This is a genomic window from Phycisphaerae bacterium, from assembly GCA_035384605.1.
In the GTDB taxonomy this organism is placed as follows: domain Bacteria; phylum Planctomycetota; class Phycisphaerae; order UBA1845; family PWPN01; genus JAUCQB01.
In genome coordinates this window covers 1-23,940 of record DAOOIV010000050.1, presented here as the reverse complement: position 1 = coordinate 23,940, position 23,940 = coordinate 1, and the positions used below count along the sequence as shown (strand labels likewise).

Genomic DNA, 23,940 nt, shown 5'->3' with positions numbered 1-23,940 from the left:
ATGGATAGCGGCACATTTCCAGTCAGCCCGTATCAGAAGATTCTCTTCTGCACCGATTTCTCCGAAAACGCCGATTATGCGTTCAACTTTGCCGTGGACGCCGCCGTACGCCGGCCGGGCTGTACGCTCTATCTGCTGCACGTCATCCCGGAAAGCGACGCCCAGTTCTGGAAGACCTACATCTACGAAGTTGACGGTATAGACGAGAAGGCCAAGCAGGATATCGACGAGAAAATCAACCTTGATTACAGGCCCCGCGTTCCGGCGGGCGTTGATTTCGAGGTGGAGATACGCGTCGGCAAGGATTACCAGGTGATCCTGGAGTTTGCTGAGGAAAGAGATATCGACGTGATCATCATCGGTCGCCAAGGCAGAGGCGGTCTGCAAAAGGCCTTGTTCGGAAATGTCACCGAGAAAGTCGCACGCAAGGCGCCGTGTGCCGTGTTGATCATCCCCATGGACTTCCAGAAAAAGCACCCACGGTAACTCGATTCAGTGCAGTTCCGGAGCATCATGCCATGATCAGACCGATTCATTGTCGGCTCATTGCCGTTTCAGCTTGTGTTTGAGGCACCGTTTGGGTTGCCGAGACGCAGCGGAACCATGTCTCCACTCGGGGCAACGATCACTGGTCAGGCAAGCCGTCAGAGCCCGCCGGCGACGGCAACGATGGCCCGTTGGCCACGTTGACGCGTGCGCAGGAAGCGTTCCGAGCGAGCAATAAAGCCGGATTGAACCGGCCTGTCGAGGTCATCATTGGAGAAGGCAACCACCGGCTGGCCGAGCCGCTCGTGTTGGGCCCGGAAGACTCGGAAACGGAGTCGGCGCCGATCACCTGGCAAGCCAAAGGCAGAGTGATCCTGAGCGGCGGACGGGTCATCACCGGTTGTCGCGAGACGACGCCTAACGGCAACACCGACTGAGCGGCGGAAATCCCGGAAGGAGGAATGACCGGTTCGAGACGGACGACAATCTTTATTTGCGAGTCAACGGCCAGCCGTTCGGTCTTGCAGGAGTGACGCTCGAAGGCTGGGGCCAGCGCGGCCGCGACCGCAGCTCGATCGTCGCCGACCCGCTCTTCGTTGGTTCGAGTTAAGGCGACTTCACTCTCAAATCCGGCTCACCGACCAACAAGGTCGGCTTTTTGCCCATCAATCTTGGTGCGGGGGGACGGGTGACGTGGCGACGGCACCATGAGTGCAATAGCCTGCACCGTGCAGCCCTATGGCCATCCGGGCAAAACGCGCAGGTTTGAGATCCGACGTATTATCGGACGTAGAAACCTCTCTCTGCGCCCCGTTTCCCAAACACAACTGGCACCTCAGTGAGACCCCGGAGTTTCCGATAATTGTGGCATGTCCTTTATTGAAACGCAACGAAGGCGGGCGGCTCGGCGTCGGCATGCTCCGTCGGTTTATCGTTCAGCTGCTCGCGTGGGTTGCAGTGCCGGCACATCACCCGGTTCCAACGATGCACGTCCCTGGGTCATTCCGGCGAATCTCCTGGGGCAAACAGACCACGAGCAGTTTGCCGGTAATGACGACGTGCTGGGAAGAGAACTCGGCGTTCGGCCACGACTACTCGCCAAGGCCCTGACCATTCGCCGAACCGAGGAACGCCTGCTCAAGCTATTCGCCGAGGGCAGAGTCTCGGGCACCGTGCACACCTGCATTGGGCAGGAATGGGTGGGCGTCGCGGTCGCTGATACGCTCAAGGAGGGGGACTTCGTTTTCAGCAACCATCGTTGCCATGGACATTACCTCGCGTGGACGAACGATGTTGAGGGTCTCATCGCCGAGATCATGGGACGCAGCACCGGCGTTTGCGGCGGCAGGGGGGGCAGCCAGCACCTGTGCAAGGATGGGTTCTTCTCCAACGGCATTCAGGGCGGGATTGCTCCGGTTGCGGCCGGACTGGCGATGGCCCGACGACTTGATGGCGGCAGCAATATTGCCGTGGTTTTCATCGGAGATGGAACGCTCGGACAAGGCGTCGTTTACGAAACGATGAACATCGCCGCCAAATGGCATTTGCCGTTGTTGATCGTCCTCGAAGATAACGGCGTTTCTCAGTCCACCCTGCAGGACGAAACGCTCTCCGGCTCTATCAAGGGACGGGCGCACGCATTCGGTATCGACGTGCGATCCGCCGACACCTGGAATCCGTCCGAACTAATCGATGTGACCGCGGCAGCGGTTTCTCATGTCCGTCGGACGCGGCACCCCGTGCTCCTGCACATTCGTACGTACCGGCTGAAGGCTCACTCCAAGGGTGACGACAATCGTGAGATCGAGGAAGTTCAGGCCTACGCCGAGATCGATACACTCAGTCGCTTGCTCGACGAGCCTTCCGATCCGATCAGGAACCTGATTGAGAAGATCGACCGGAGACTCGACGAAGCCGTTGACCTTGCGGAGCAGGCTTCGCCCACCGAGCCGGTTGTTCTCCTGGATCATGCTCCCGCCGGAACCGAGCCTGTCGAATGGCGTTCTCTCGATTTTCGCCCGCAACGCGTCGTCGACGCGATCCGCACGGCGCTCGATGAATCAATGGCCGAGGATGATCGGATTGTCCTGATGGGTGAGGATGTCTGCGACCCGTACGGCGGCGCGTTCAAGGTCACCGCGGGACTGAGCAGCAAGTATGACGATCGTGTTCGCAATACGCCGATCAGCGAGGCGGCTGTTGTGGGCATCGGCAGCGGCCTGGCTATCGCGGGTTTCAAGCCGGTCGTCGAGATCATGTTCGGTGATTTCGTCATGCTGGCAGCCGATCAGATCATCAACCATGCGGCCAAGTTCGCTGAAATGTACAACGCGCAGGTGCGGGTGCCTATCATCATCCGTACGCCCATGGGCGGCTATCGGGGATACGGGCCGACACACAGCCAGTCGCTGGAAAAACACCTTCTCGGGGTGCCCGGCACTCGTGTTCTGGCCGTTCATACCCGCTATTGTCCCGGCACCCTGTATCGCCGACTCCTGCAGACCATCGATCGGCCCACGCTGGTCATCGAGAACAAGTTGCTCTACGGCCGGCGAGCCGATCCGCAAGCCCCGGCCGGATCGGTCATCAGCGCGACCGCGACCGACTTTCCGACCATTCGAATCTCGCCGGAGAGCGAGCCCTCGCTGACGGTCGTGGCCTACGGCGGGCTCGTGCCGATGGCGGAGACCGCCGTCGAGTCGTTGATCGACGAGGATATCGCCTGTGACATGCTGATCCCCACTCAATTGTATCCCCTGGACATCGAGCCGATCGTCGAGTCGGTGGCCCGAACGGGGCGTATTTTGGTAATCGAAGAAGGCCAGGGCTTTGCCGGGTTCGGCAGCGAGTTGATCGCAAAGTTGGCAGAGGACCGCCGCATTCCGTCGCTCCGGGCCCGGCGCGTTCACGCCTGGCCTTGTGCGATTCCGGCTTCAAGCACTGCCGAATCCACGATCCTCCCAAGCGTTGAATCGATCCTTAAGGCCGTCTTCCAACTTGTGTTGGGTTGATTGCTCTCAAAGGGTGTGCACGCGTCATCGGGTCGCGTTGGCCGATGTTGGCGTCGTGTTCCCGTCGTTGAGGAAGCAGCGCGTCGTTGCGTAGCCTGAGCCGTCACGGAAAGCCCCGTCGAAACGGATCTTTGGTGCGGAGACGCTTTGAGAAGGCGAATCGACAGCGGAATTGGAGAAATCCGCGGGATCTCGGGCATACGTCTATTGCGTGCGGCTGCGATAGCAGACGACCCTTTGGCTCAGGTTGTTGGCATTGAGCTGAATGTGTCCTCTGCCGCCGAGGTCGGCGGTATCGATGACCCGGATGACGTGGGCCCAATTGGCCGCCGACGGTATGAGTCTTGTCAGCTTGTTCGGAGCCTTTTCGAAGAACTCCTCATTAAGAAAGTTGCCCTCGCGGCCGGGGAAGAGAGCAAGGTAGAGAATATCCAGCTCGACCAACTCGTTGAAGAAGTGCGTGCCGAGAGAGACGTCGGGGACCAGGTCTTCGCGCATGGCGACGATCTCGCAGAGCACCGAAACGGTGTTGATTTCAGCGAACGAGACGGGGACGCCCAGCGAGGGCGTAGTCGTGCCCCAGCGGCCGGGACCCAGGAGCATGATGCGCTCGGGTTTTTGCTCCTCGTCGGCATGCATGAGCCGGCCGATCAGCCGGGCCACCGCGTAGCGTTCGGGAATCGGGAGGTGCCCGTAAACCGAGGGGACAACGTAGACAAGGCGATCGATGGCGGCGGCACGGCTCTGGCCGATGACGGCGCCGTGAGCTTCGATGACAAGGTCCTTGGGATCGATACTGGCCGGCATCTCGGCCGCCTCATCCGCCCGGCCGCCGGCGACTTGCAGCGGCCTGCACTGGACGAGATTGATCTTGTATTCACTATCTTCGAAGAAGTTGGCCGTAAACTCGATGTCCACGGGGCAGGCGTAGGCCTTCTCCAGCGTGGCGACCATCTCGCGCATGTCGGACACGAAGGACGTTTCCGACAAGAGGTGGTCGAACGTCAGGATCCATGGGAAGAGATCCTTGCGTCCCGTCTCGGCGGCCATACGTTCCAGCTCACTGTCTCGCGAGGCGAAGATCTGCAACGGAATATCGTTGCTTTGGCGGATCACGTCGACGAAGTCGTTGGACACAAGCTGGTTTGCGGCCAGGTCAAGGGCGTCGACCTTGCGCTGCGTGTAGCGGCGTACCTGATCGATGCCCGCCTCCGGGCGGCGCCCAGGGGCGTTGAGGGCGACCACTCGGGTGTAATCGTCGTCCGAGCGGTCCACCGCCCGAGTGCCCAATCCGAAAACCAGGCGCAGCATTCCTGCCTTAGGGTCGATGTCCTCGTGCCACACATACGGGTTGTACGACAAACCGACACCCGCCACTTGGGGATAGAAGAGGTTGCCGTGGAGCGATCCGGACACGCGTTGGACGAGCAGCGACATCTGCTCGTCTTTTTCGAGCAACCCGCGCTGAGCTCTGTATTGCAGGGCCTTTTCGCTCATGGTGCTGGCGTAGATCGTCCGCACGGCGGACATGAAATCGGCGAGCCTCTTGTCGCGGGATCCCTGGTTGACGCAGAACAGGCTTTCATATTTGCCGGCAAAGGCGTTGCCGTAGGCATCCTCCAGCAGGCTGCTTGAGCGGACGATGATGGGGGACTGCCCGAAGTAGTCCAGCATTTCGGCGAATTCTTTTTGCGTTTCCTCGGAGAAGCTCCCCGTGATGATGCGCCGGCGGGCTTCCTCAGAACCTTCAAGGAAGTTCTGCGGGTTCCTCTGTTTCTCGCGAAGCCACCAGACGCCGTTCTGTACCAGGTAGGTGTAGAAGACATCCGAGCCGATGTAGAACGAATCGTGGACTTCGAGTCGCCGGCTCCACTTGGGGTCGCTCTGTTCGAGGATGGCCCGTGACAGGAGCATGCCGACCGACTTGCCGCCGATGAGGCCCGTTCCGAGGGTGCGCCGTCGGATCTCCAGGATTCTGGCGGGGTTGAGGTATTTCTCGGCCAGGGGCAGGATCCGCTCATCGCGAGAAATGAGCATGCGCATGAGGCGGCGGTGGAGATGCTTCTTCTCCTCCAGGGAACAGGCTTTCTGGAGCGACGGGTCGACCAGCTCCTCGGCCTCGCGGAAAGCCCTTGCCCACACGCCCAAGCGGGCGATGCCTTGTTCCGTGCTGCCCCAGGGCCGCGAGGTGAGAATCTCAGCGATGGTCGAGCTATCATTGACCGGCCGGAAGGTCTCATGTTGTGGTTCCCAAGCGTGCAGCATGTACATGGTCGGCGAATGACGCTGTTGTACCTTGATCGGGTGCAGGTAGTAGCGGTCACGGTGCCGGTAGATGTCCACGAGGATCTGGGTGGTGTTCGCGATGGTCGCCACGGCTTGCGGCGAATGATAGTTCTTCAGCAGGGGGAAGTAGGCGATTCCCTCGACGTCGTACACGTAGGGACAGGTCAGCACGAAGAAGTTGCTGAGCATCCGGTCGCTGCTCCAGTCCACCGCCAAGTCGGACAAGCAGTCAAAAACATGCGCCCCCAAGCCGCGTGCGGACTTCACGACTTCATGGATGGAGCTGATGAACTTCTCGAAGCCGAGTTCGGGCTGGAGCTCATGAATCTCCGCCGGGCAATCGGCGGGCACCAGCGGGGCATGATCGGCGAAGCGGTAATAGACCAGCCGCTTGCCGGCGGACACGGCGTTACGGCAGAAGGGTTCGAGGAAGACGCGGTAGTCGTCCACCGTGTCGACGCGCCAAACGAGATTGTCGCCGGGCAGCAAGCCCTTGAGGACACGATCCAGAGCGGGTAAGCCCGTGCTCAGATTCGTACTGATCATTCACACTTCTCCTGCGCCAAATCCGGCTCGCTCACGGTGACCTGTGGCAAGGCAGGCGCTTGAGCGGTCGCGCCGGATCCGGACGCGATTCGTCAGTCTGCATTCGCCGTCTTCGCCGCATGGTAGGCCAAATTCCGTTTTCTGGCGAGAGATCCGGTTCTTGCCGGCAGGCACGGCGGGACCCGCCGCACTGTCATAAGATCGACTTCTACTGTGTATTAGGGACATCAGATTATGTAATCCCGTTTCTCGGCGGTATCATGGTTCCTGGCCTGCAGAGCGTTGAGCATCCTGCGATTCAGCGCTATTATACCGCTGCTGGGACATGCGCGGAACACGCCGCCGGACAGGTACGTCCCGGCGTGGGGAACAGAGGGCGTCTTGGTTGGGAGCTGGTGAGGCCATGTTTGTCATTCAGGAAGCAAAATGGCTTGCCCCGGCGGTCAGGCGGCTGGTGGTCGAGGCGCCGCGTGTGGCTGCCCATCACAAACCCGGTCACTTCGTGATCGTTCGCGTTGTTGAGGGCGGCGAGCGGATTCCGTTGACCATAGCCGATTCTGACGAGGCCGCGGGCACCATCACGCTGGTCGTGCAGGCCGTCGGGACGTCGACCCAGCGGCTTGCAGCTTTGGAGAAGGGGCAAGCCATCCTGGACGTGGCGGGCCCGCTGGGCAAGCCCACGGAGATTAAGGGATTCGGGCATGTGGTGCTGGTCGGCGGGGGTGTCGGGACGGCGGTGATTTATCCGCAGGCCGGGGCTCTCAAGGCGATGGGCAACAGAGTCTCTGCGGTGATCGGCGGGCGGAGCCGACCGTACGTGATCATGGAGCAGGAACTGAAGGCCGTTTGCGACGCGGTATATCCGTGCACCGATGACGGCAGCTACGGCTATCACGGGCTGGTCACGGGACGACTCGGCGAGTTGATCGACGACGCATCCGATCCGGTCAACGCGGTGATCACCGCGGGCCCGGTTCCGATGATGCGGGCCGTTGCCGAAGTCACACGTCCCAAAGCCATTCACACGATTGCCTCTCTCAACCCCATCATGGTCGACGGCACAGGCATGTGCGGCGGCTGCCGCGTGATGATCGGCGGGAGGATGATGTTCGCGTGTGTGGATGGACCCGAGTTCGATGCCCACCAGGTCAACTTCGCGGAGTTGGCCGACCGGCTGACGGCTTATCGCGATTACGAGCGAAAGGCCCAGGCGCGCACGCCCACGAACCATGAGTGCAAGCTGATCGAGGCGGAGAAGGCGATCCGCCGGGAGGCGCCCGTCGCTTGATATCAGGGCGCCATTCTTGCCGGTATAGTCGAAGGTCGATAAGTCATGCAGTTGACTCCCGCAGAACGAATGAAGATTCCCCGGCAGCAGATGCCGGAGCAGAAGCCGGAGATGCGGACCCGTTGCTTTCAGGAGGTGAACCAGGGTCTGGCACTTGAAGCGGCGAGGATGGAGGCCGAACGCTGCCTGCGATGCAAGGAGGGCAAGTGTGTCCAGGGCTGCCCGGTGGGCGTCGACATTCCAGGCTTCCTGGTCGCCCTGGCCGACGGAGACTTGAACAAGGCCGCCGACATTCTTTACGAGGCCAATGTCTTGCCGGGCATCACCGGCCGCGTCTGCCCGCAGGAAACGCAATGCGAATCCATGTGCATTCGCGGCAAGAAGGGTTCGCCGGTGGCCGTGGGTTACCTGGAGCGTTTTGTGGCCGATTGGGCTCGCGACAACCGGCCGGATCAGTATGTTCCCCCTCCGCCGACCGGCAAGCGGGTAGCGGTTGTTGGCGCGGGCCCGGCGGGGCTGACCTGCGCCGGCGAACTGGCCAGGAAGGGGCACGGCGTCACCGTTTTTGAGGCTCTGCACAGACCCGGTGGGGTGCTGGTTTACGGTATTCCCGAGTTTCGGCTGCCCAAGAAGATCGTCGAGGTTGAGGTGGACAAACTGCGGAAGCTCGGGGTGGAGATCGTCTGCAATGTAGTCATTGGACGGACCCATACGATTCGCGAGCTGATCGAGCAGGAGGGCTTCCATGCGGTGTTCATCGCCAACGGCGCCGGCCTGCCGGTCTTCCAGGGAATCCCGGGCGAGAACCTCAAGGGCGTCTACTCGGCCAATGAGTACTTGACCCGGGTGAATCTCATGGGTGCCTACCGCGATGACAGCGAGACACCGGTGATCCGGTCGACAGAGGTGGTGGTCGTCGGCGGCGGCAACGTTGCGATGGACGCCGTTCGCACCGCCCGGCGGCTGGGTGCCGATCCGGCGACGCTGGTCTATCGTCGCTCGCGAGCCGAGATGCCCGCCCGTGTGGAGGAAGTCAAGCACGCCGAAGAAGAAGGCGTCAGGTTTGAGTTCCTGGTCAACCCAGTTGAGATCCTGGGCGATGACAAGGGCTGGGTGCGGGCGGTTCGCTGCCAACGGATGGAACTGGGCGAGCCCGATGCCAGCGGCCGTCGGCGGCCGGTGCCGGTGAAAGACAGCGAGTTCGACATCCCTTGCCAGGTGTTCATCGAAGCCATCGGCACGAAGGCCAATCCCCTGCTGACCCAATCCACGCCCGAGTTGAAGCTCAACAAGTGGGGTAATATCGAGATCGACGCCAACAACATGACCAGCATTCCGGGCGTTTTCGCCGGCGGCGACATCGTTCGCGGGGCGGCCACGGTGATCCTGGCCATGGGTGACGGCAAGAACTCGGCCGCGGCGATCGACAAGTACCTGAAGAACACCTGATTCGCATGGGTCCGCTGGGTGCCATGACAACGGCTCCGCGCGGCGAGACGGTAGGGCGGGCTGTGCCCGCCTTCTGCCTTTCTTTATTTCTGGTATTCTGCTAGGCTGTTCCCATGCCCAACTATATACGCTGGCGCAGAGAAGGAGCAAGCTACTTCTTCACCGTGGTGACTTATCGTCGTCGACGAGTGTTCGATACACCTTTGGGCCGGCGGTTGTTGAGGCAGGCGATCACGGAGACTCGAAACCGCTGGCCTTTCGATGTGTTTGCGATGGTTCTTCTGCCGGATCACCTTCATTGCCTGTGGACACTGCCCAGGGATGATGACAGATTCCCTGCTCGCTGGGGCCATATCAAGAAGACGTTCACGCAACGGTACGTTGCAGCCGGTGGCAAGCCGCTGTCGGTGTCCAAGAATCGTGCGAGACACAGGGAACAGGGAATCTGGCAGCAGAGGTACTGGGAGCATCGAATTCGCGACGAGGAAGACTGGTACCGACACCGCGACTACATCCACCTGAACCCGGTCAAGCATGGGTACGTCTCCGAGCCACAAACCTGGCCTTGGTCGAGCATCCACCGGCACATTCAACTCGGGTGGCTGGATCCCAACTGGCCCGGTTCGAGCCCAATTGAGATTCCCGACGTGCTGGGCGAATGACTCGGTAGGGCGGGCTGTGCCCGCCGTCGCCTTGACCGGAGTATTGGCCAATGCCAAGAGTGTACCGAACTCCCAAGGAGTATGAACAGTTTCTGATTCGACGGCTCTTGCGCAGGATGGGTTACCGAATCACTCGCGCCACATGGCAGGAACGACCGGATGCTTTACTGACCGTCGTCAAGGATCGAAGCAAAACGATTCTTGGCATCGAGCACATGGACTACTTCAACGATGTGCTGCCGGGTAAGGTATCCCCTTTGACGGGCCTTGGGTGGTTCTGGAGGATAGTGCAGACCAGCCTCTGTCGCAGGCTCAACTATCAACAGCACCTCCGCAGTTTAATGGTGATTGTAGAGTTCAGGGATCCGTTTCCGAAGCCGCCACGAACGCCCACAGCACGATTGCAGCTTGCTCGCGATGTTGCGGCCGAACTGGTCCGTCTGGCCCTGTCGAATCCTCTGACGCCCGGAGAACACCGGACCTTGAGGACTTTCCCTCCGGAGTGTCCCCGCTTGTCAAGCCTACTGAGCCAGGTGCGGTTCATGAGGGCAGAATCGGACATATGGCAGAGCTGGCGTATGGCCTGGACATGCAGCAATCTGACAGCTGGTGACACAGGGTTCATTGTGAGGCACTTGACGGCTGCGATCCAGTGCAAGACCCGCAAATCGGCAACGTACAACTGGAGAAGCGCCGAGAAGAAGTGGTTATTGATCACGGCCTCTGGTGCAACGCCGGCCCAGTGTTCCGCGCCCGAACAGATCGCAGAATGGAATGATCCCGACCTGAGAAAGGCGGCCCCATGCTCAGGGTTCGACAGAATCCTCTTCTGGGACTACCCGCACGATTGGTGCTACGAGATCTGGCCCGGTGATCGCCTGCTCTGGTCTGGGCATCCTGACCGCGAGACATCGTGGAAATCGGCAGGCAAAGCCCGCCCTACCAGAGCGGGTCGACGGGCGAAGTCTGCCCTACCCTGTTTATCCCAACCGCGGTTACAATGCGGTCAGACATGACGGCGGGCGGAGCCCGCCTACCGGAGAACCGCCGTCCGGCACCATGGAGGGCGGGCTTTGCCCGCCTTGATCGCGAGGTAAGCATGAGCAGCAACGGAACGAAGAGAGTCCATCTGGCCTACGGCAAGACCGGCTTGGACGTGCAGGTGCCGGCAGACGCCGTTGTAATTGAGCCCAAGTACGTCAAGGGTTTGCCCGACGAGCGGGGCGCCTTGATCGAAGCGATGCGCAGGCCTATCGGTACACCGCCGCTGCGCGACCTGGTGAAGGCCGGCCAAACGGTGACCATCGTTCACACCGACATCACCCGGGCGACGCCGAACGAGCGGATCCTGCCGCCGCTGCTGGCCGAGCTTGAATCGGCGGGCATCAAGCGATCGGACATCATCCTGCTCAACGCGCTCGGCACCCATCGGCCTCAAACCCGCGAGGAGCTGGAGGTCATGCTCGGCAAGGAGGTGGTCGCCAACTACCGCTGCATTCAGCACGACGGCAACGACGACGCCAGCCTGGTCAAGCTCGGCCGTACCCGCTTCGACCATGACATCCGCGTCAACCGCCATTTCGTCGAGGCCGACGTTCGCATCCTCACCGGGTTCATCGAGCCGCACTTTTTCGCCGGATTCAGCGGCGGGCCGAAGGGTGTGTTGCCCTCCATCGCCGGGGCGGAGAGCGTGCTCGACAATCACGGGGCGGAGATGATCGGTCATCCCAAGAGCACCTGGGGCATCACCGACGGCAACCCGATCTGGGAAGAGATGCTCGAAGCCGCCCGGATGACCAAGCCGACCTTCCTGCTCAACGTGGCGATGAATCGCGACAAGCAGATCACCGGAGTGTTTGCCGGCGACCTCTATGAGGCTCACAAGGCCGGTTGCGCGTTCGTCAAGAGTTGCGCGATGGTCCCGGTAGCCGAGCCGTTCGACGTAGTCATCACCAGCAACTCGGGCTATCCGCTGGACCTTAATCTCTACCAGACGATCAAGGGGGTCTCGGCGGCCAACCAAGTGGTTCGGGAGGGTGGTGCGATCATCGCCGTTTCGCAGTGCTGGGACGGCATTCCCGAGCATGGTTGCTACGGGAAACTGCTTCGCGAGTCCAAGAGCCCGGCCGAGCTGCTTGCTCGCGTTCGGTCGCCCGGTTTCAGCTCGCCCGACCAGTGGCAGGTGCAGGTTCAAACCATGATCCAGGCCCGAGCCGAGGTTTACATCCGGTCTGACGGTTTGACCGACGAGCAGATTACCCAGTGTCTGCTGAAACCTTGCCGCAAGGTGGAGGACACGCTGGCCGAGTTAGCATCGAAGGCCCACGGCAATCGATTGTCCATCTGCGTGTTGCCCGAGGGGCCGATTACCATCCCGTATGTCGCACGGGGGTAGTTGTCAGTGGTCAGTTGTCAGTGGTCAGAAGAGAGAGCTTTGAGCTGTTAGCTATTAGCCAGATCGTTGGGCGGCCCGAGTGGGGTCGGCGCCCTCGTCGGCCCTCTTCCGGCATGTGGCTCACGAGCTTGCCTCTCGAAACTACGCTCCCGGACTCTCTCTGCTGTGGAACGTGCGACGTGACTCGCGTCTTCCGGGCCCTGCTTCCGAGGCCGTTTTTCCGGTTTCCTCGGACGTGAACGATTTGAATTCGCCCTCTGCATGGCGGCGGGCAAGGTCCTGGTAATAGGTCAGGACGCGGCGGATGTACTCGCGGTCTCGATCCTTGATCGGGCGGATGACTTTGGCCGGCATGCCCAGGGCGACGGAGCCGTCGGGGATGACCGTGCCGGGGGGAACCACCGCCCCCGCGCCGATCATGCAATCCTGACCGATTTCGCAATTGTCGAGCACCGTCGCCCGCGTGGCGATGAGCGTATTGGGACCGACGCGTTTGCAGTGGACACACGCCAGGTGACCAATGGCCACGTCATCGGCGATCTCCAGAGGGATGTCGTGATTACAGTGCAACACTGAGCCGTCCTGCACGTTGACGCGCTTGCCCAGCCGGATCGGGGCCACATCGCCGCGCAGCACAACGTGGTGCCAGATGTTGCAGCCCTCGCCGAGCGTGACATCGCCGACGATGATCGCGCTGCGGGCCACATATACCTCGCCGATTCGCTCGATCTCGTGCAGGCTCACTTGCCGTCCTCCACCAGAATTGTCGTTTCGGTGCGCCCGGCAACGCCGTCCTCGTTGCAGGTCCAAGCCGTTATTCGGTAGGCTCCCGGTTTGCGGAAAGTGTGTTCGAGTGTCCGGCCGATGTGGAAACGCGGTTCGGCCAGATCGTCATAGACCCGCCAGAAAGCCTCCATGTAGGTCCAGTTCGGCGTGCCCCAGTCGCGGGTGCGCAGCCCGACCGGCTTGCCGTCGTTGTCAATGTCAGCGATGAGCTTGACGCTCAGCGGGGCGGCGTCTGCGGCCGGCTGTTCGTGGCGGATGCGGATGACCGGGGCCTTGGAGGCCAGTTCGGCCGGCGTCCGCTGCGGCAACGGAGGGTCGCCGACGTGCTGCCCTTTCTTGTACCAGCGGGCGGAGCCGTCCTCGCCGACGATCACCGCCTCGTCGTACTCCTCCCAGCCTGGCGTTCCGTCGTTGTAGATGATGTCGAACGGAATACTCTCCTTAAGGTACCGCTCCATTTGCAGCGCCGCCGGCTTGAGGACGTCGCGATACCGAAGGCCTTTCTCGTTGATCCGGTCGAGATGGAAAACGTTGGTTTCGTACATGTGGAATCCGGTCAGGACGTAGCCGTCGGGCAGAAGGATCACCGCCCGGGCCGCCCGGTTCAGCTCAGCGAGGGGTTTGCGCGGGTTCTTGCGGGCATGCTCGCGCAGATGCCGCGTCAGGGCGAGCTGTTCGGCGTACGGCATGTGGTGCAGGCGGTCCGAGGTCCAGTACCACACGTAGCGGGCGCCCATGTCCCACGCCATGGTAACGGCCAGCGGGGCGACCGACTCCTCGCACTGGCCGTAGATGGCCGTGCCCCAGTCACCCTTGAACATCCGCGCCGCCCCGCGGAACCAGGCGTAGCGAATCCGCATGTTGTTTTCCGGCGTGTCCGGTATGCGTGTGTCGTATTCGGCGTTGAACACGTTGACGTCGGCCTTGTTGGTGTAGCGTCCCTCATGCACGGCGCCTGGCAGGCCGGCTTTCATCTGGTAGTACACCGACCACTCCATCGTTTCCCACGCCGGATAGTGGTTTTCGCGGATGGTCATATCGCCGAGGTCGTACTGGTTTCGGAGCATGTCATGCAGCCGCAACTGCGAGTAGTTGCCGGTCTTGATGTCGTCGCGAACACGGGCTTCCAGGAAGCGGGCGGCTCCGGCCGGGCCTGAGAGCGTCTTGGTGAACGGGCCGTGTCGCTGGAAGAACCAGGCCATGTGTACCGCGGGCTCGTCCATGAACATGCTGATCCCGCGGCAGTTGGCCCGGTAGAACATTTCCGGGTAGTCGGGCTTGTTGCCGTGCCATTTGAGGAAGAACACCGGACGGTTGCGGACCCATTCCTCCTGCCGCCGATCCACCCAGAAGTAGTTGATGCCCGCGTCGATCATCTCGTCGTAGTCGGCTTTCTCGAAAGTGCGGTATTGATACTCGTCACCCGTCCACACGCGGCGGCCTTCGACCTCGCGGCAGTTGCGGCCGGTGCCGACGAGCATTTCCGGATCGAGTTCCAGGCGCAGAACGTTGCGGGGAACGTGCGCGTCAACCTTGCGCGTTGCTTTCTTCTCGATCTTGTGGCCCAGGTACTTGCCGCTGTCTGGAAAGAGCGTCTTCTCCAGATCGTCCTTCTCGAAAGCCGGAAAGAAGTTGGGCAGCAGCCCGAAGACAGTGGTAAACGCGCCGCCGCGTATGCCGTTGACGTATTCGATCGGCTGGTGGTCGCCCTCCTGGTAGATATACCGGAGTACGCGGGCCTTGCCGGTGTGCTCGGGGGTTAGCAGGGGATCATCCACCAATACGGTTGCGGTCAGAGTCACGCCGTTGTGTTTGACGACCTGCAGTTGCAGCCAGCAGGCATCCCGCCCGCCGCCGGCCGCCCCGGCCTCGATGCCCAGAAGCACAATCATCAGTTCGCGGACCGCGTTGAGTTTGGCACCGCCGCCGGCGTTGACCACGTAAACAGCCGCTTGCCCGACCTGCTCGACAAGGTTTGGGATCATCAGAAGACCTCCTGCCAACTTGTTCTCGCGTTTGTGCTGTTTTTCTCCGCCACGTCAGTTGGGCACTGGCGAGCGGCCTGCTCCGCGCCGAAGCTGTCGCTTCGGCCAGGAAGGCCCGAAGCTGCCAGCAGCACCCGCCAAGGTCTGCCCGAATGCCACGATCAGGACGGGCCGATTGCAGGTGTGTCTTAACCTCCACGCTATGATCGACCTGAGGAACTCACCGAAGCTCTCGGATTCGGATGTCGCGGAACTCGGCCGGGGTACCGTGGTTCTGCAGGCCAATATATCCCGCGTCAGGCACGTTTCTCATCGGTGGGTCGTTGCCCTTGGCCGGAACACTGTCCATGTCGGCATCCACCGTGACGTGGCCGTTGAGTTCCACCCGAAGACGGCGGCCCATGCAGATGATTTTAAGGCGGTTCCACTGGCCGGGCGGCCTGGCGAACCTGCCAGCGGCGGCGATGCGATTGAATATGGCGCCGCTGACGTCGGTGAGGTCCTTGTCGTTGCGGTCGTCGCGGGCCTGGACCTCAAAGCCCTTCATGCTGGCGCGGCCGTCGCGATCGGGGACTCGGCAGAACACGCCGGTGTTGCCCCCGGGGTTGATCCGCCACTCGAGGGTCAACTCGAAGTCTCCGTATTCTCGGTCGGTGCTCAGCCAGGCGTAGCCGATGTTCCGGCCGCTGCATTTGAGGGCCGGACCTCGCGTGGGGCACACGTTTCCGGTCTCGGCCGTCCAAGCACCTTGGCTGCCGACCTCAACCCATCCGGAGGTGTCTTTGCCGTTGAACAGCCGTCTTCCGGTACTGCAGCCGGAAGACAAGATGACGAGGATCGACAAGAACGCGGTCAGCGTACGGATCATCTTGCACTCCTTCAGGAAGCTGCCAGCTCCTGACTGTTTGCCGTTTCGTTTTGAGTGGACGGGATTATACAAAGGCGGTTCTATGAACGCACGTGCGGGGTCTGGGCCCATCGGAGCATGGCCGAGGCGCAACGGGGATTGTCGTACCGTTCCTGACGTCCCGGGCGGATGGCCTCATCAGCGGCCGACGCATACGCGCCGGACTGTAATCCCTCGCGGAATGATCTGGCAACGAGTCGGTCCTCGCCATTGTGGAAGCTGATGATGCCAATGCGACCGCCTGGCCGCAGACAGGAAGGCGCGATGCGAAGCAGGTGCCGCAGGCTGCTCAGCTCGTCGTTGACCAGGATCCGCAGGGCCTGGAAGACCCGCGCGGCCGGATGAAGCTCGCGCTGGTCCCTGGCCGCACGTTCGCGCCACCGTCGGCGGGTAAGCCGCTTCGCCTTGAAGATGATCTGGACCAGTTGGCCTGTTCGCTTGATTGGTTCGACTGTCCCGCACTCGATGATTTGCCGGGCGATTGGTTCGGCATCGGGTTCGTCGGCCAGATCGCGCAGTATGGCAACCAGCTCTTCCTCGGAGAGATCGCTTAACCAGTCGGCGGCGGAGCGCGGGATGCGCTGGTCCATCCGCATGTCGAGCGGCCCGTCGTGCTTATAGCTGAAGCCCCGGGACGGGTCGTCGACCTGCATGCTGGAGACGCCCAGATCCGCAAAGATCACGTCGTAGCCGTCGAGTTGTTCCATCATCAGGGTCTTGCCGATGCCGGCGAAATTGCTGCGGTGAAAGCGGACGTTGTTCACGAAGCCGGCGTCCGCGAGACGCTGCCGGGTTCGCTCGAGTTCCCGCTCGTCCACGTCGAACGCCAGCAGCCGGCCGTTCGGCCCGATCCGCTTGAGGAACTCCCTCGCGTGGCCGCCGAAGCCGACCGTGCAGTCGGCGACGACCTCCCCCGGCATTGGTCGCAGGCAGGCCATGACTTCGTCGACCATGACCGGGACGTGCGTTCCGGCCGGCGTGTGCCCCCGACCCCGCACATGCTCGTGGATTCCTGGATAGTCCTGCGGGTTCAGTTCCTTGTAGCGATCCTCGAACCGGCGGGGATGAGTGCCGGAATAGCGCGCTCGCCGACGATAAGGATGCGGCCTCTTGCCGGGTTCGTTGCTTGGCATCGTTTGCTAACGGGCTTCGTTGACATCATGTCGCCTGTGATCGCACCACTCTGTTTTCATGACAGAATCAGTCTGCTCCGCACAGGAACGCAGACGCCGCTTTGCGGAGCACCAGGCGATAAAGCGACTTCGACCATAGGAGTATCCTAGCAGGAAGCTGACCGGTCGGCGAGCCACCGGACCGGCATGCGAGACCTCGAGTCCGGGATGCTCCGGGCGGTTCTTTGAGAATCCCGAGCGTCGGATCAACGGCGAATTCGGGCTTCGCGGCGTCCGGTGCAATCCGGCTGGTTGGACAGCACCATCGTGGTTAGGATACCCGTTTGGTGAGCACGGGCACGAGCCTTTGCTTCTGGATCCGGAGGAACCGATAGCTGATCTTCAGTCTCATGCTTCTGGCCGATAGCTTCTTTTACTATCCGAACCGCACCGAGTACGAGCGGCCTTGCGATTACGGTCTGAAGTTCGAGGACGTGTCTATCGGCACGCCTGACGGGCTGCGGCTTCATGGGTGGTTCTTTCCGGCAGAGAGCGAGCCGGCGGGCACCGTCCTGCACCTTCACGGCAACGCGGGCAATCTCACCGGCCATTTTCAGCATGTTGCATGGCTGCCGGCGGCCGGCTGGAACGTGTTGTGCTTTGACTATCGCGGGTACGGACGTTCGGAGGGGCGCATCAGCCGTCGGGGCTCGATCGCCGATGCGAACGCCGCGTTGGACTGGCTGCTGGCACAGCCGAAGGTCGATCGGGGCCGGATCGTCGCGTTTGGGCAATCGCTCGGCGGGGCGATCGGGATCGTCCTGACGGCCCAGCGGCCGGAGATTCGCGGCTTGATCGCCGACGGGGCTTTCGATCACTACCGACGCATCGCCCGTTGGCACATTCTGCGTAACCCGGTATTGCTGGTATTGGCGTGGTGGTTGCCCCTGCTGATGAGCCGCGATCTCAATCCCATCGACTTCGTCTCGCGCATTGCCCCCCGGCCGATCCTGCTGATGCACGGTACGGCCGATACCGTCTGCCCGGCGGTCATGGCCCGCCGGCTGTACGCCGCCGCCGCGGAACCGAAAGAGATCTGGCTCATCGAAGGAGCCAACCATTACCAGGCCATGCAGGAGATGCCTGAGCAAACGCATCCGAGAATGCTGGCGTTCTTTGAGAAGTGCGTGAGGCGGCAACCGTAGGGTTCCAGGCTTCGCCAGACCGTGACGAGAGGGGCGGATCAGACGGCAGGTCTTTGCTTCGACCCACTCAAAAAAAGGCTTTGAGACGCGTGTGAGGCAAGGCAAACAACAGATGATCATGGACATGAGAAGCGGCGGGCGATATTCTAACACGGTCCCAGGCGGATGTTTCGCCGGAGGGGAATCCGTGCACGGGACGGCAGCAACGGTACTGTGGGTGTTGTGACGAGCATGCGACCGGAGGTATGGCACTGATGAGCAACTCGGAGATGTTGGCCGGCCTGGCCTCGGCAGTGGAGAACCTGGACGCGAAAAACGTCAAGTCCCTGGTGGAACAGGCTTTGGCGTCGGGCATGAAGCCTGCCGACATCCTGACGAATGGTCTGTCGGAGGGCATGCGTCGGGTGGGCAAGGCTTTCAATACCGGGGACATGTTCATGCCCGAGGTGCTGGTGGCGTGCGACGTATACTTCGCGGGCCTGGCCGTGGTGCGCCCGTTATTGTTGGCCGGCGGAGACGATTGCGTGATCGGCACCATGGTGATGGGCAACATCCACGGTGACATCCACACGGTGGGCAAGAACGTGGCCATGCCTGTTTTCGAAGCCAACGGCATCCGGGTGATCGACATCGGCGTCAGTGCCAGCGATGACGCCTTCGTCGAGGCGATCCGCCAGCACAAGCCCCAGATTGTCGGGTTCGGAACGTACATGACCTCGACTTTTATGCACACCAAGGAGACGGTCGCGGCCATCGAAAAGGCCGGTTTGCGGAATCAGGTCAAGATCATATGCGGCGGTCCGGCGGTGGATGCCGATGCCGCTCGCAGAATGGGAGCCGATGACGCGAGCGACGACGCCTGGGTCGCGGTCAAGAAAATCAAGCGTCTCCTCGGCGCGCCGGCCGATGAGGAATGAGGTTTTCCGGTCGTGCGAGCGGCCGGCATCGCCGCATGCGGACAGGAATTCGAGGCGTCAAGACGGTTTTCGACACGGAGCCAGGGGCATGAGCAAGGTTGTCGATCAATGGGTGGAGCGTCTGAAAGGCAAGATCAAACCGGTGGGCGAGATGACTCACTGGGAGCGAATGGCGGCGGCTTTCGATCTGAAGGAAACCGACATGGTTCCTGTCGCTCCGGAATTGGACTACTGGCAGATCACGTATGCAGGCTATTCGCATAAGGCGATCTACAACGACGTTGATAAGACGACTGACGCGTGCATTAAGACCTGGGCCGACCTGCGCTGTGATGCGATCTGGATGTACGTGGACATCAGCCACCAGATTGAGAACTTTATCCCCCCGGAGAAGCGGCCCGAGCATTTCATCCATCGTGGCAAAGACGATTACCTGCTTTTCAAGCCGATCGCCCAAACGCTGGACGAGGCAATCGCCATGTACGAGCAGCGGACTTGGGAGAAATACACGGCAGGTTCCCGCCCCGCCACGCATTATACCCCGCACATGCTTCAGCTTCTCGAGTTCCAGGAGAAGATGGGCCGGCAGGTGCCCGTGATCGTGGGCATTGCCACGCCCACGAACTATGCCGAAACGGTGGTCGAGGTCCAGAACTTCCTGAAGTGGATGGTTACCGAGCCGGAGGACAAGATCCGGTATTATCTGGACCTCTGCTTGAAGGAACGTCTCGAGGCGCTGGATTTCTATGCCGAATTCGCTGCCAAGAACGGGGCCCAGTTCTGTTGTGGATTCGGGGGCGCGAGGACCTGGGGACCCCGGCATCTGGACAAGTTCGGCGACGTCGACCGGATCTGGCTGGACAAGGCCAAGAAGATATTTCCTTATGTCTTCTGGCATATCTGCGGTCACAACCTGCCTAAGGCCCTGGAGCTGCTCGCCGCTTGGGACGGGATCAAGGCGGTGCAGTACGACATGCCCTACTACGGTCAGGATATATCATGGCCGCAGTGGTGCGAACAAGTGGCCAGGCTTTTCCACGGCAAGCGATGCGCCATGAACGCTCCAACAACGCAGATGGCCTGCCACGGCACCGCCGACCAAGTCAGCCGTATGGTCGCGGAGTTCATTGACGCGACACTTCCGCACACCACGGCGTGCGTCATGCCGGGTTGCGAAATAGACTCTTTCTCGCCGGTTGCGAACGTGAGGGCTATGATTGATACGGCCCGATCCCGGCGAGGGTCCGCATGAGCATTCAACAACAAGTCATCGATCTGGAGATTACCCTGGATCCGGAAGAGGTGCTGCGCACGATGGGCGGAGTGCGCAAGGGCCCGATCAAGCAGTCCATCGTGCGTATGGTTCATGAGTATGTGGGGCGGTTCCAGGATGACATTCGTCCTCGCGGGGTGTATGCCGTTTGTGATGTTATGTCCATCGGCGAGGGCCGTTTGCACTTGAGAGACGGTCATGTTTTCGAGGGACAGATCGCAGATTTTCTTGAGCCGGCCGGTCGCGTGGCTGTTTTCATTGTGACCATTGGCGAGGAGATCGAACAGGCAGCCGAGCGTAGAATGGAGCAGGGCGCGACGCTGGAGGGCTTCACCATTGACGCCATCGGCTCCGTGGCTGCCGACTCGGCGGCCGATGCCATGGCAGATCATGTTCTCTGGTGCGATGCCCAGGCGGGGGAGGCGGTAACGCTGCCGTTCAGCCCGGGTTACTGCGGGATGGCCCTGGAAGAGCAGAAGACGCTGTTTTCAATTCTCGATTCGAACCTGGTGGGCGTTGAACTGCTGCCGACCATGATCATGCGTCCGATAAAGAGCGTGTCGGGCCTTGTCGGGATTGGTCCTCAAGACCGAATTGCCGCTCATGGGATTCCCTGTGAACGCTGTCGAGTCAAATCGTGCAGGATGCGCCGATAGGTTCGGCGACTTGATCTTCTTGTACCCTTTCGGCCAAGTACATGGGGAGCAAGAGACCGGTTGTTACCCTGCGGCGCCCGAATCTAGCGCACACTTCGGTGAACCGAATCACTGAAAGCGGCCGGCCTGATAGGATGGTATTGAACAGAGGCCGCGCGGCATCGATCCCCGAAGGCACCTCCGGCACCCCAGAAGCAGGTGCCGGAGGTACGTCGGTCGGCGTTTACTTCTTGCCCTTGCCGCCAGTCATGAGCTGGTCGAGGTAGACGAACATCTCATGCCGCTCAACCGGCGAAGCTTTGAGGAAGTTGGCGATCGCGGCCGCCACCACGCGTTCCCGAACATAGCCGCCCTTTGTGCACTCGCGATCAAACAGGGTCACCAGCTTGCTCGGCAGAAAGTAGGATCGTTTTGCCTTATCCATGTGTTACTCCTTTCAGACGTAAAACGACGTTCGGTATTATGAGCAAAAGCAAAGAAAAAGCAAGCCTCTTTTCTGGGATTCGTGGCGGTTTTGGTGTCCTTTTGTTCCACGCGGGACAAATGCCTCTGTCTTTGCCGGCGTCAATCCGCCACGTTCAGAAGAACGGCGCTTGTCAGCCCGGTTCGATCGCTAGTTGGATGCGACAGCATCTTGTGCCGCCTGATCGATAGCCAGCAATGTGAGGCTTTCATCTTCACTTAACGCCGGAGGGGCGATTCCGCCTTCCCGGAGGCGTCTGACGTGTCGAGAGGCTTGATCCGGATATTGGTGAACTGAACTTCCATCAGCGTCTCGCGATGCAACTGCAAGGCGATGATTCCAGTGAGAGGAACGCTTTCATCGGTTTCCAGGTAATCAGCGGTAATCACCCCATTGGTTTTGAGGATGATGCGCCGGCCGCGGGCTTGGACTTCCATGTCGTTCCAATCTTGCAGATTGACGGCGTATTCAGCCTTTTTGGTCCAGCCGTCAACAAGTCGTCTGCGGCCGTTTTGTTCGTGAAGGTTTCCCCAGCCCAACGGAACGATATCTACTTGATATCCAGCAACTTCGAAGTTCGGGAGTTCGAGGCTTCGAAATTGAACGCCGCTGTTGCCGCTGACAAACTTGACGCTGAAACGCAGGATGAAATCGCTGTAGCGACCGTCGGCGATCGCGCAGGAGTTGACGGCCAGGGGTGTGGGGTAAGTGCTCCCGACGATCGTTCCATCGCGGACCGTCCACAGTCTTGGGTCGTAACGCCATCCGCGCAGCGTTGTTCCGTCGAACAACGGAATGAAACCTTCCCGGCGCTCATGATCACTGAGCACCTGCGCGGGTCCGAGTCGGGTGGCTGCCCAACGAATTCCGTTCGTCAGCAGCTTCAGATAAGCCGGATGGAATAAAGCATGTTCGTCATGCCCCATGGCAATGACGAATATTCGCCCACCCATATAGCGGTTCGTCCACACTTGCGGCTCGGAAGTCTGTCGGCCCGGATGGGTTCTTAAGGTCTGGGCAATGACGCAGATATCCGGTCCGCGCTCATCCACATAGTATGGTTCATCCGTAATCGCAAGAGTGGCCGGCACCCCTTGGGCAATGGGATGTGCGGGGTAAACCACCCCAATTTCAAAGGGCCCGTACAGGTCGTGCTTGAGGACTATGCCGCCCAGCATCCGGCGCCATTCCACCCAATCCTGGAAGCACCAGAGAGCACAGTGCATGGCAACGAGGCCTTTGCCCCTGCGAAGCGCGTCGAGGAGTACGCGTTGTTTCGCCTCGTCCATTCCCTTGTCGAGACAGGCGTTGAACATCAGCACATCAACGGTCGCCACGTTGCCGGTCGTCAACTCGCCCAAGTCGGTGGTGATTCGAATGTCGATGTTCTCCTGTCGCCTGAGGAGTTCGGCTAATCGTGCCGGTTCCATGTCGAAATCATGGGCATGGCCTCCGACAAACATGAGGCCGCGAATGATTGCCGGTTGTGACGCCGGTGGCATTTTTGCATCCGCTTCCGATGTCGCCGAATCTGCCGGCGGCACGGCCGTCAGCATGTGAACGAGAATCAGGCCGAAAAGTCCCATGATCGATGCTCCCAACTACCGTTATCTCACTGTTCGAATCGTCTTTCGTACACCACTCGGCCCCCGACGTCGTGCAGGCGCACTATAAGGCGCGGATGGTCGTCGATTCTCTGCACAGTGGCGGACAGGAAGCCGCCCTTGAGGCGATGGAACCGGTGATAGGCAGGGTCCAGACCGGGTGAACCGCCGGCATGCTCATCGCTAGCCGGCCCACAGTCGAATTCCTCCACCCCTGTCGCCGGATCCACCGAGTGGTACTGCCAGTGTCGATCGCCACAGAAGATCATGAAGCTCCCTGGCAGGTTTTCCCTGACCCATTGGCGAAACTCGTTGCCCTCGTGAGCGAACGCCTTGTTGGAGTGGTTGTCGGCCTTCTTGGCTCGGTCCGGACCGATGATCGGCGTCGGGCTGACGAGAATCTTGAAGGTTGCATCACTGGCCACGAGAGTTTTCTTCAGCCACTCCTTCTGTTCGATTCCCCAGATGGTCTTGTCGGGGCCGTCGGGCATATCGTTGGGAGATCGGAAGTCGCGGCCTTCGACCAGCCAGATTTCGAGGTCTTTGCCCCACCGCACGGTGCGATACAACCGCGGAGGCGCAGGCACCTGCTCTCGAAAGACGCGCAGCCCCTGCTCATAGGTCAGCGGCGCCATCAGCGGGGCTTCTATCGTCGGCCAGCAGTCGTTGCAGTATGTGTCGTGGTCGTCCTTCTCCCAATAGCCGGGGACCTGCAGGTAAAACCGGACCAAGCGAGGCAGGCTATGCATTCGGTGCCAGTGGTGGCGTGCGAGTTCAACCGTGTTGGCAATCGGTGGCTCGTTGTCAAGATAGACGCTGTCGCCGGTGAACAAGGTGAACTTGGGTTTGAGCGCGGCCATCGCATCGTAGATGAGAAACCCCTCCGGATCATCGCGCCTGCAGAACATC

General features: G+C 60.9%; 19 protein-coding genes. 11 read left to right on the top strand and 8 right to left on the bottom strand.

Annotated elements, in window-relative coordinates:
* The 3 genes from PLL20_12355 to PLL20_12345 all read left to right on the top strand — a co-directional run bounded on the left by PLL20_12355 (position 1) and on the right by PLL20_12345 (position 3,497).
* Positions 1 to 486 (top strand): universal stress protein, encoded by a 486-nt coding sequence (locus PLL20_12355; protein HPD30782.1) that lies wholly within the window; start codon positions 1 to 3, stop codon positions 484 to 486.
* 191 nt (positions 487 to 677) lie between these two features.
* Positions 678 to 923, top strand: a complete 246-nt coding sequence (locus tag PLL20_12350) for a hypothetical protein (GenBank protein HPD30781.1) — start codon at positions 678 to 680, stop codon at positions 921 to 923.
* Positions 924 to 1,433: 510 nt separating this feature from the next.
* Positions 1,434 to 3,497: a thiamine pyrophosphate-dependent enzyme gene (locus tag PLL20_12345; protein HPD30780.1), complete on the top strand. Its 2,064-nt coding sequence runs from the start codon at positions 1,434 to 1,436 to the stop codon at positions 3,495 to 3,497.
* A gap of 204 nt (positions 3,498 to 3,701) precedes the next feature.
* Here the strand turns inward: PLL20_12345 and PLL20_12340 are convergent, their stop codons facing one another.
* The gene (locus tag PLL20_12340) at positions 3,702 to 6,329 is read right to left on the bottom strand and encodes a PEP/pyruvate-binding domain-containing protein (protein ID HPD30779.1); all 2,628 of its coding nucleotides are present in this window, start codon (positions 6,327 to 6,329) and stop codon (positions 3,702 to 3,704) included.
* 403 nt (positions 6,330 to 6,732) lie between these two features.
* On the opposite strand from PLL20_12340, the gene PLL20_12335 reads away from it, so the two are divergent.
* The 4 genes from PLL20_12335 (at position 6,733) to larA (ending at position 12,123) form a co-directional block, all read left to right on the top strand.
* On the top strand, positions 6,733 to 7,617 hold the full coding sequence (locus PLL20_12335; protein HPD30778.1) for a sulfide/dihydroorotate dehydrogenase-like FAD/NAD-binding protein: 885 nt from the start codon (positions 6,733 to 6,735) through the stop codon (positions 7,615 to 7,617).
* A 45-nt stretch (positions 7,618 to 7,662) separates the two neighbouring features.
* Positions 7,663 to 9,066: an NADPH-dependent glutamate synthase gene (gene gltA, locus PLL20_12330; GenBank protein ID HPD30777.1), complete on the top strand. Its 1,404-nt coding sequence runs from the start codon at positions 7,663 to 7,665 to the stop codon at positions 9,064 to 9,066.
* Positions 9,067 to 9,179: 113 nt separating this feature from the next.
* On the top strand, positions 9,180 to 9,728 hold the full coding sequence (locus tag PLL20_12325) for a transposase (GenBank protein ID HPD30776.1): 549 nt from the start codon (positions 9,180 to 9,182) through the stop codon (positions 9,726 to 9,728).
* A gap of 1,099 nt (positions 9,729 to 10,827) precedes the next feature.
* Positions 10,828 to 12,123, top strand: coding sequence for a nickel-dependent lactate racemase (larA, locus tag PLL20_12320; GenBank protein ID HPD30775.1), 1,296 nt, complete (start codon positions 10,828 to 10,830; stop codon positions 12,121 to 12,123).
* A gap of 141 nt (positions 12,124 to 12,264) precedes the next feature.
* Here the strand turns inward: larA and PLL20_12315 are convergent, their stop codons facing one another.
* The 4 genes from PLL20_12315 to rsmH all read right to left on the bottom strand — a co-directional run bounded on the left by PLL20_12315 (position 12,265) and on the right by rsmH (position 16,934).
* A complete protein-coding gene (locus tag PLL20_12315; protein ID HPD30774.1) occupies positions 12,265 to 12,867 on the bottom strand; it encodes a gamma carbonic anhydrase family protein in 603 nt (200 codons plus the stop codon).
* Positions 12,864 to 14,894 carry a hypothetical protein gene (locus tag PLL20_12310; GenBank protein HPD30773.1) on the bottom strand — a complete coding sequence of 677 codons (2,031 nt, stop codon included), beginning with the start codon at positions 14,892 to 14,894 and terminating at the stop codon, positions 12,864 to 12,866. The genes PLL20_12315 and PLL20_12310 overlap by 4 nt, the downstream gene beginning before the upstream one ends.
* A 220-nt stretch (positions 14,895 to 15,114) precedes the next feature.
* A complete protein-coding gene (locus PLL20_12305; protein ID HPD30772.1) occupies positions 15,115 to 15,762 on the bottom strand; it encodes a DUF1080 domain-containing protein in 648 nt (215 codons plus the stop codon).
* A gap of 80 nt (positions 15,763 to 15,842) precedes the next feature.
* Complete coding sequence (rsmH, locus tag PLL20_12300) at positions 15,843 to 16,934, bottom strand: 16S rRNA (cytosine(1402)-N(4))-methyltransferase RsmH (GenBank protein ID HPD30771.1); 1,092 nt, start codon at positions 16,932 to 16,934, stop codon at positions 15,843 to 15,845.
* A gap of 389 nt (positions 16,935 to 17,323) precedes the next feature.
* On the opposite strand from rsmH, the gene PLL20_12295 reads away from it, so the two are divergent.
* The 4 genes from PLL20_12295 (at position 17,324) to PLL20_12280 (ending at position 20,964) form a co-directional block, all read left to right on the top strand.
* On the top strand, positions 17,324 to 18,118 hold the full coding sequence (locus tag PLL20_12295; protein ID HPD30770.1) for an alpha/beta hydrolase: 795 nt from the start codon (positions 17,324 to 17,326) through the stop codon (positions 18,116 to 18,118).
* A gap of 254 nt (positions 18,119 to 18,372) precedes the next feature.
* Positions 18,373 to 19,035, top strand: a complete 663-nt coding sequence (locus PLL20_12290) for a cobalamin-dependent protein (protein ID HPD30769.1) — start codon at positions 18,373 to 18,375, stop codon at positions 19,033 to 19,035.
* A gap of 88 nt (positions 19,036 to 19,123) precedes the next feature.
* A complete protein-coding gene (locus PLL20_12285) occupies positions 19,124 to 20,287 on the top strand; it encodes a uroporphyrinogen decarboxylase family protein (protein ID HPD30768.1) in 1,164 nt (387 codons plus the stop codon).
* Positions 20,284 to 20,964 carry a vitamin B12 dependent-methionine synthase activation domain-containing protein gene (locus PLL20_12280; protein ID HPD30767.1) on the top strand — a complete coding sequence of 227 codons (681 nt, stop codon included), beginning with the start codon at positions 20,284 to 20,286 and terminating at the stop codon, positions 20,962 to 20,964. Before PLL20_12285 ends, PLL20_12280 begins: the two co-directional genes overlap by 4 nt.
* A 223-nt stretch (positions 20,965 to 21,187) precedes the next feature.
* Here the strand turns inward: PLL20_12280 and PLL20_12275 are convergent, their stop codons facing one another.
* From PLL20_12275 to PLL20_12265, 3 genes are all read right to left on the bottom strand, one after another.
* Complete coding sequence (locus PLL20_12275) at positions 21,188 to 21,388, bottom strand: hypothetical protein (GenBank protein ID HPD30766.1); 201 nt, start codon at positions 21,386 to 21,388, stop codon at positions 21,188 to 21,190.
* Positions 21,389 to 21,645: 257 nt separating this feature from the next.
* The gene (locus PLL20_12270) at positions 21,646 to 23,013 is read right to left on the bottom strand and encodes a ThuA domain-containing protein (protein ID HPD30765.1); all 1,368 of its coding nucleotides are present in this window, start codon (positions 23,011 to 23,013) and stop codon (positions 21,646 to 21,648) included.
* 26 nt (positions 23,014 to 23,039) lie between these two features.
* Positions 23,040 to 23,940: alkaline phosphatase D family protein (locus PLL20_12265; GenBank protein ID HPD30764.1), on the bottom strand; the 901-nt coding region annotated here is incomplete at its 5' end.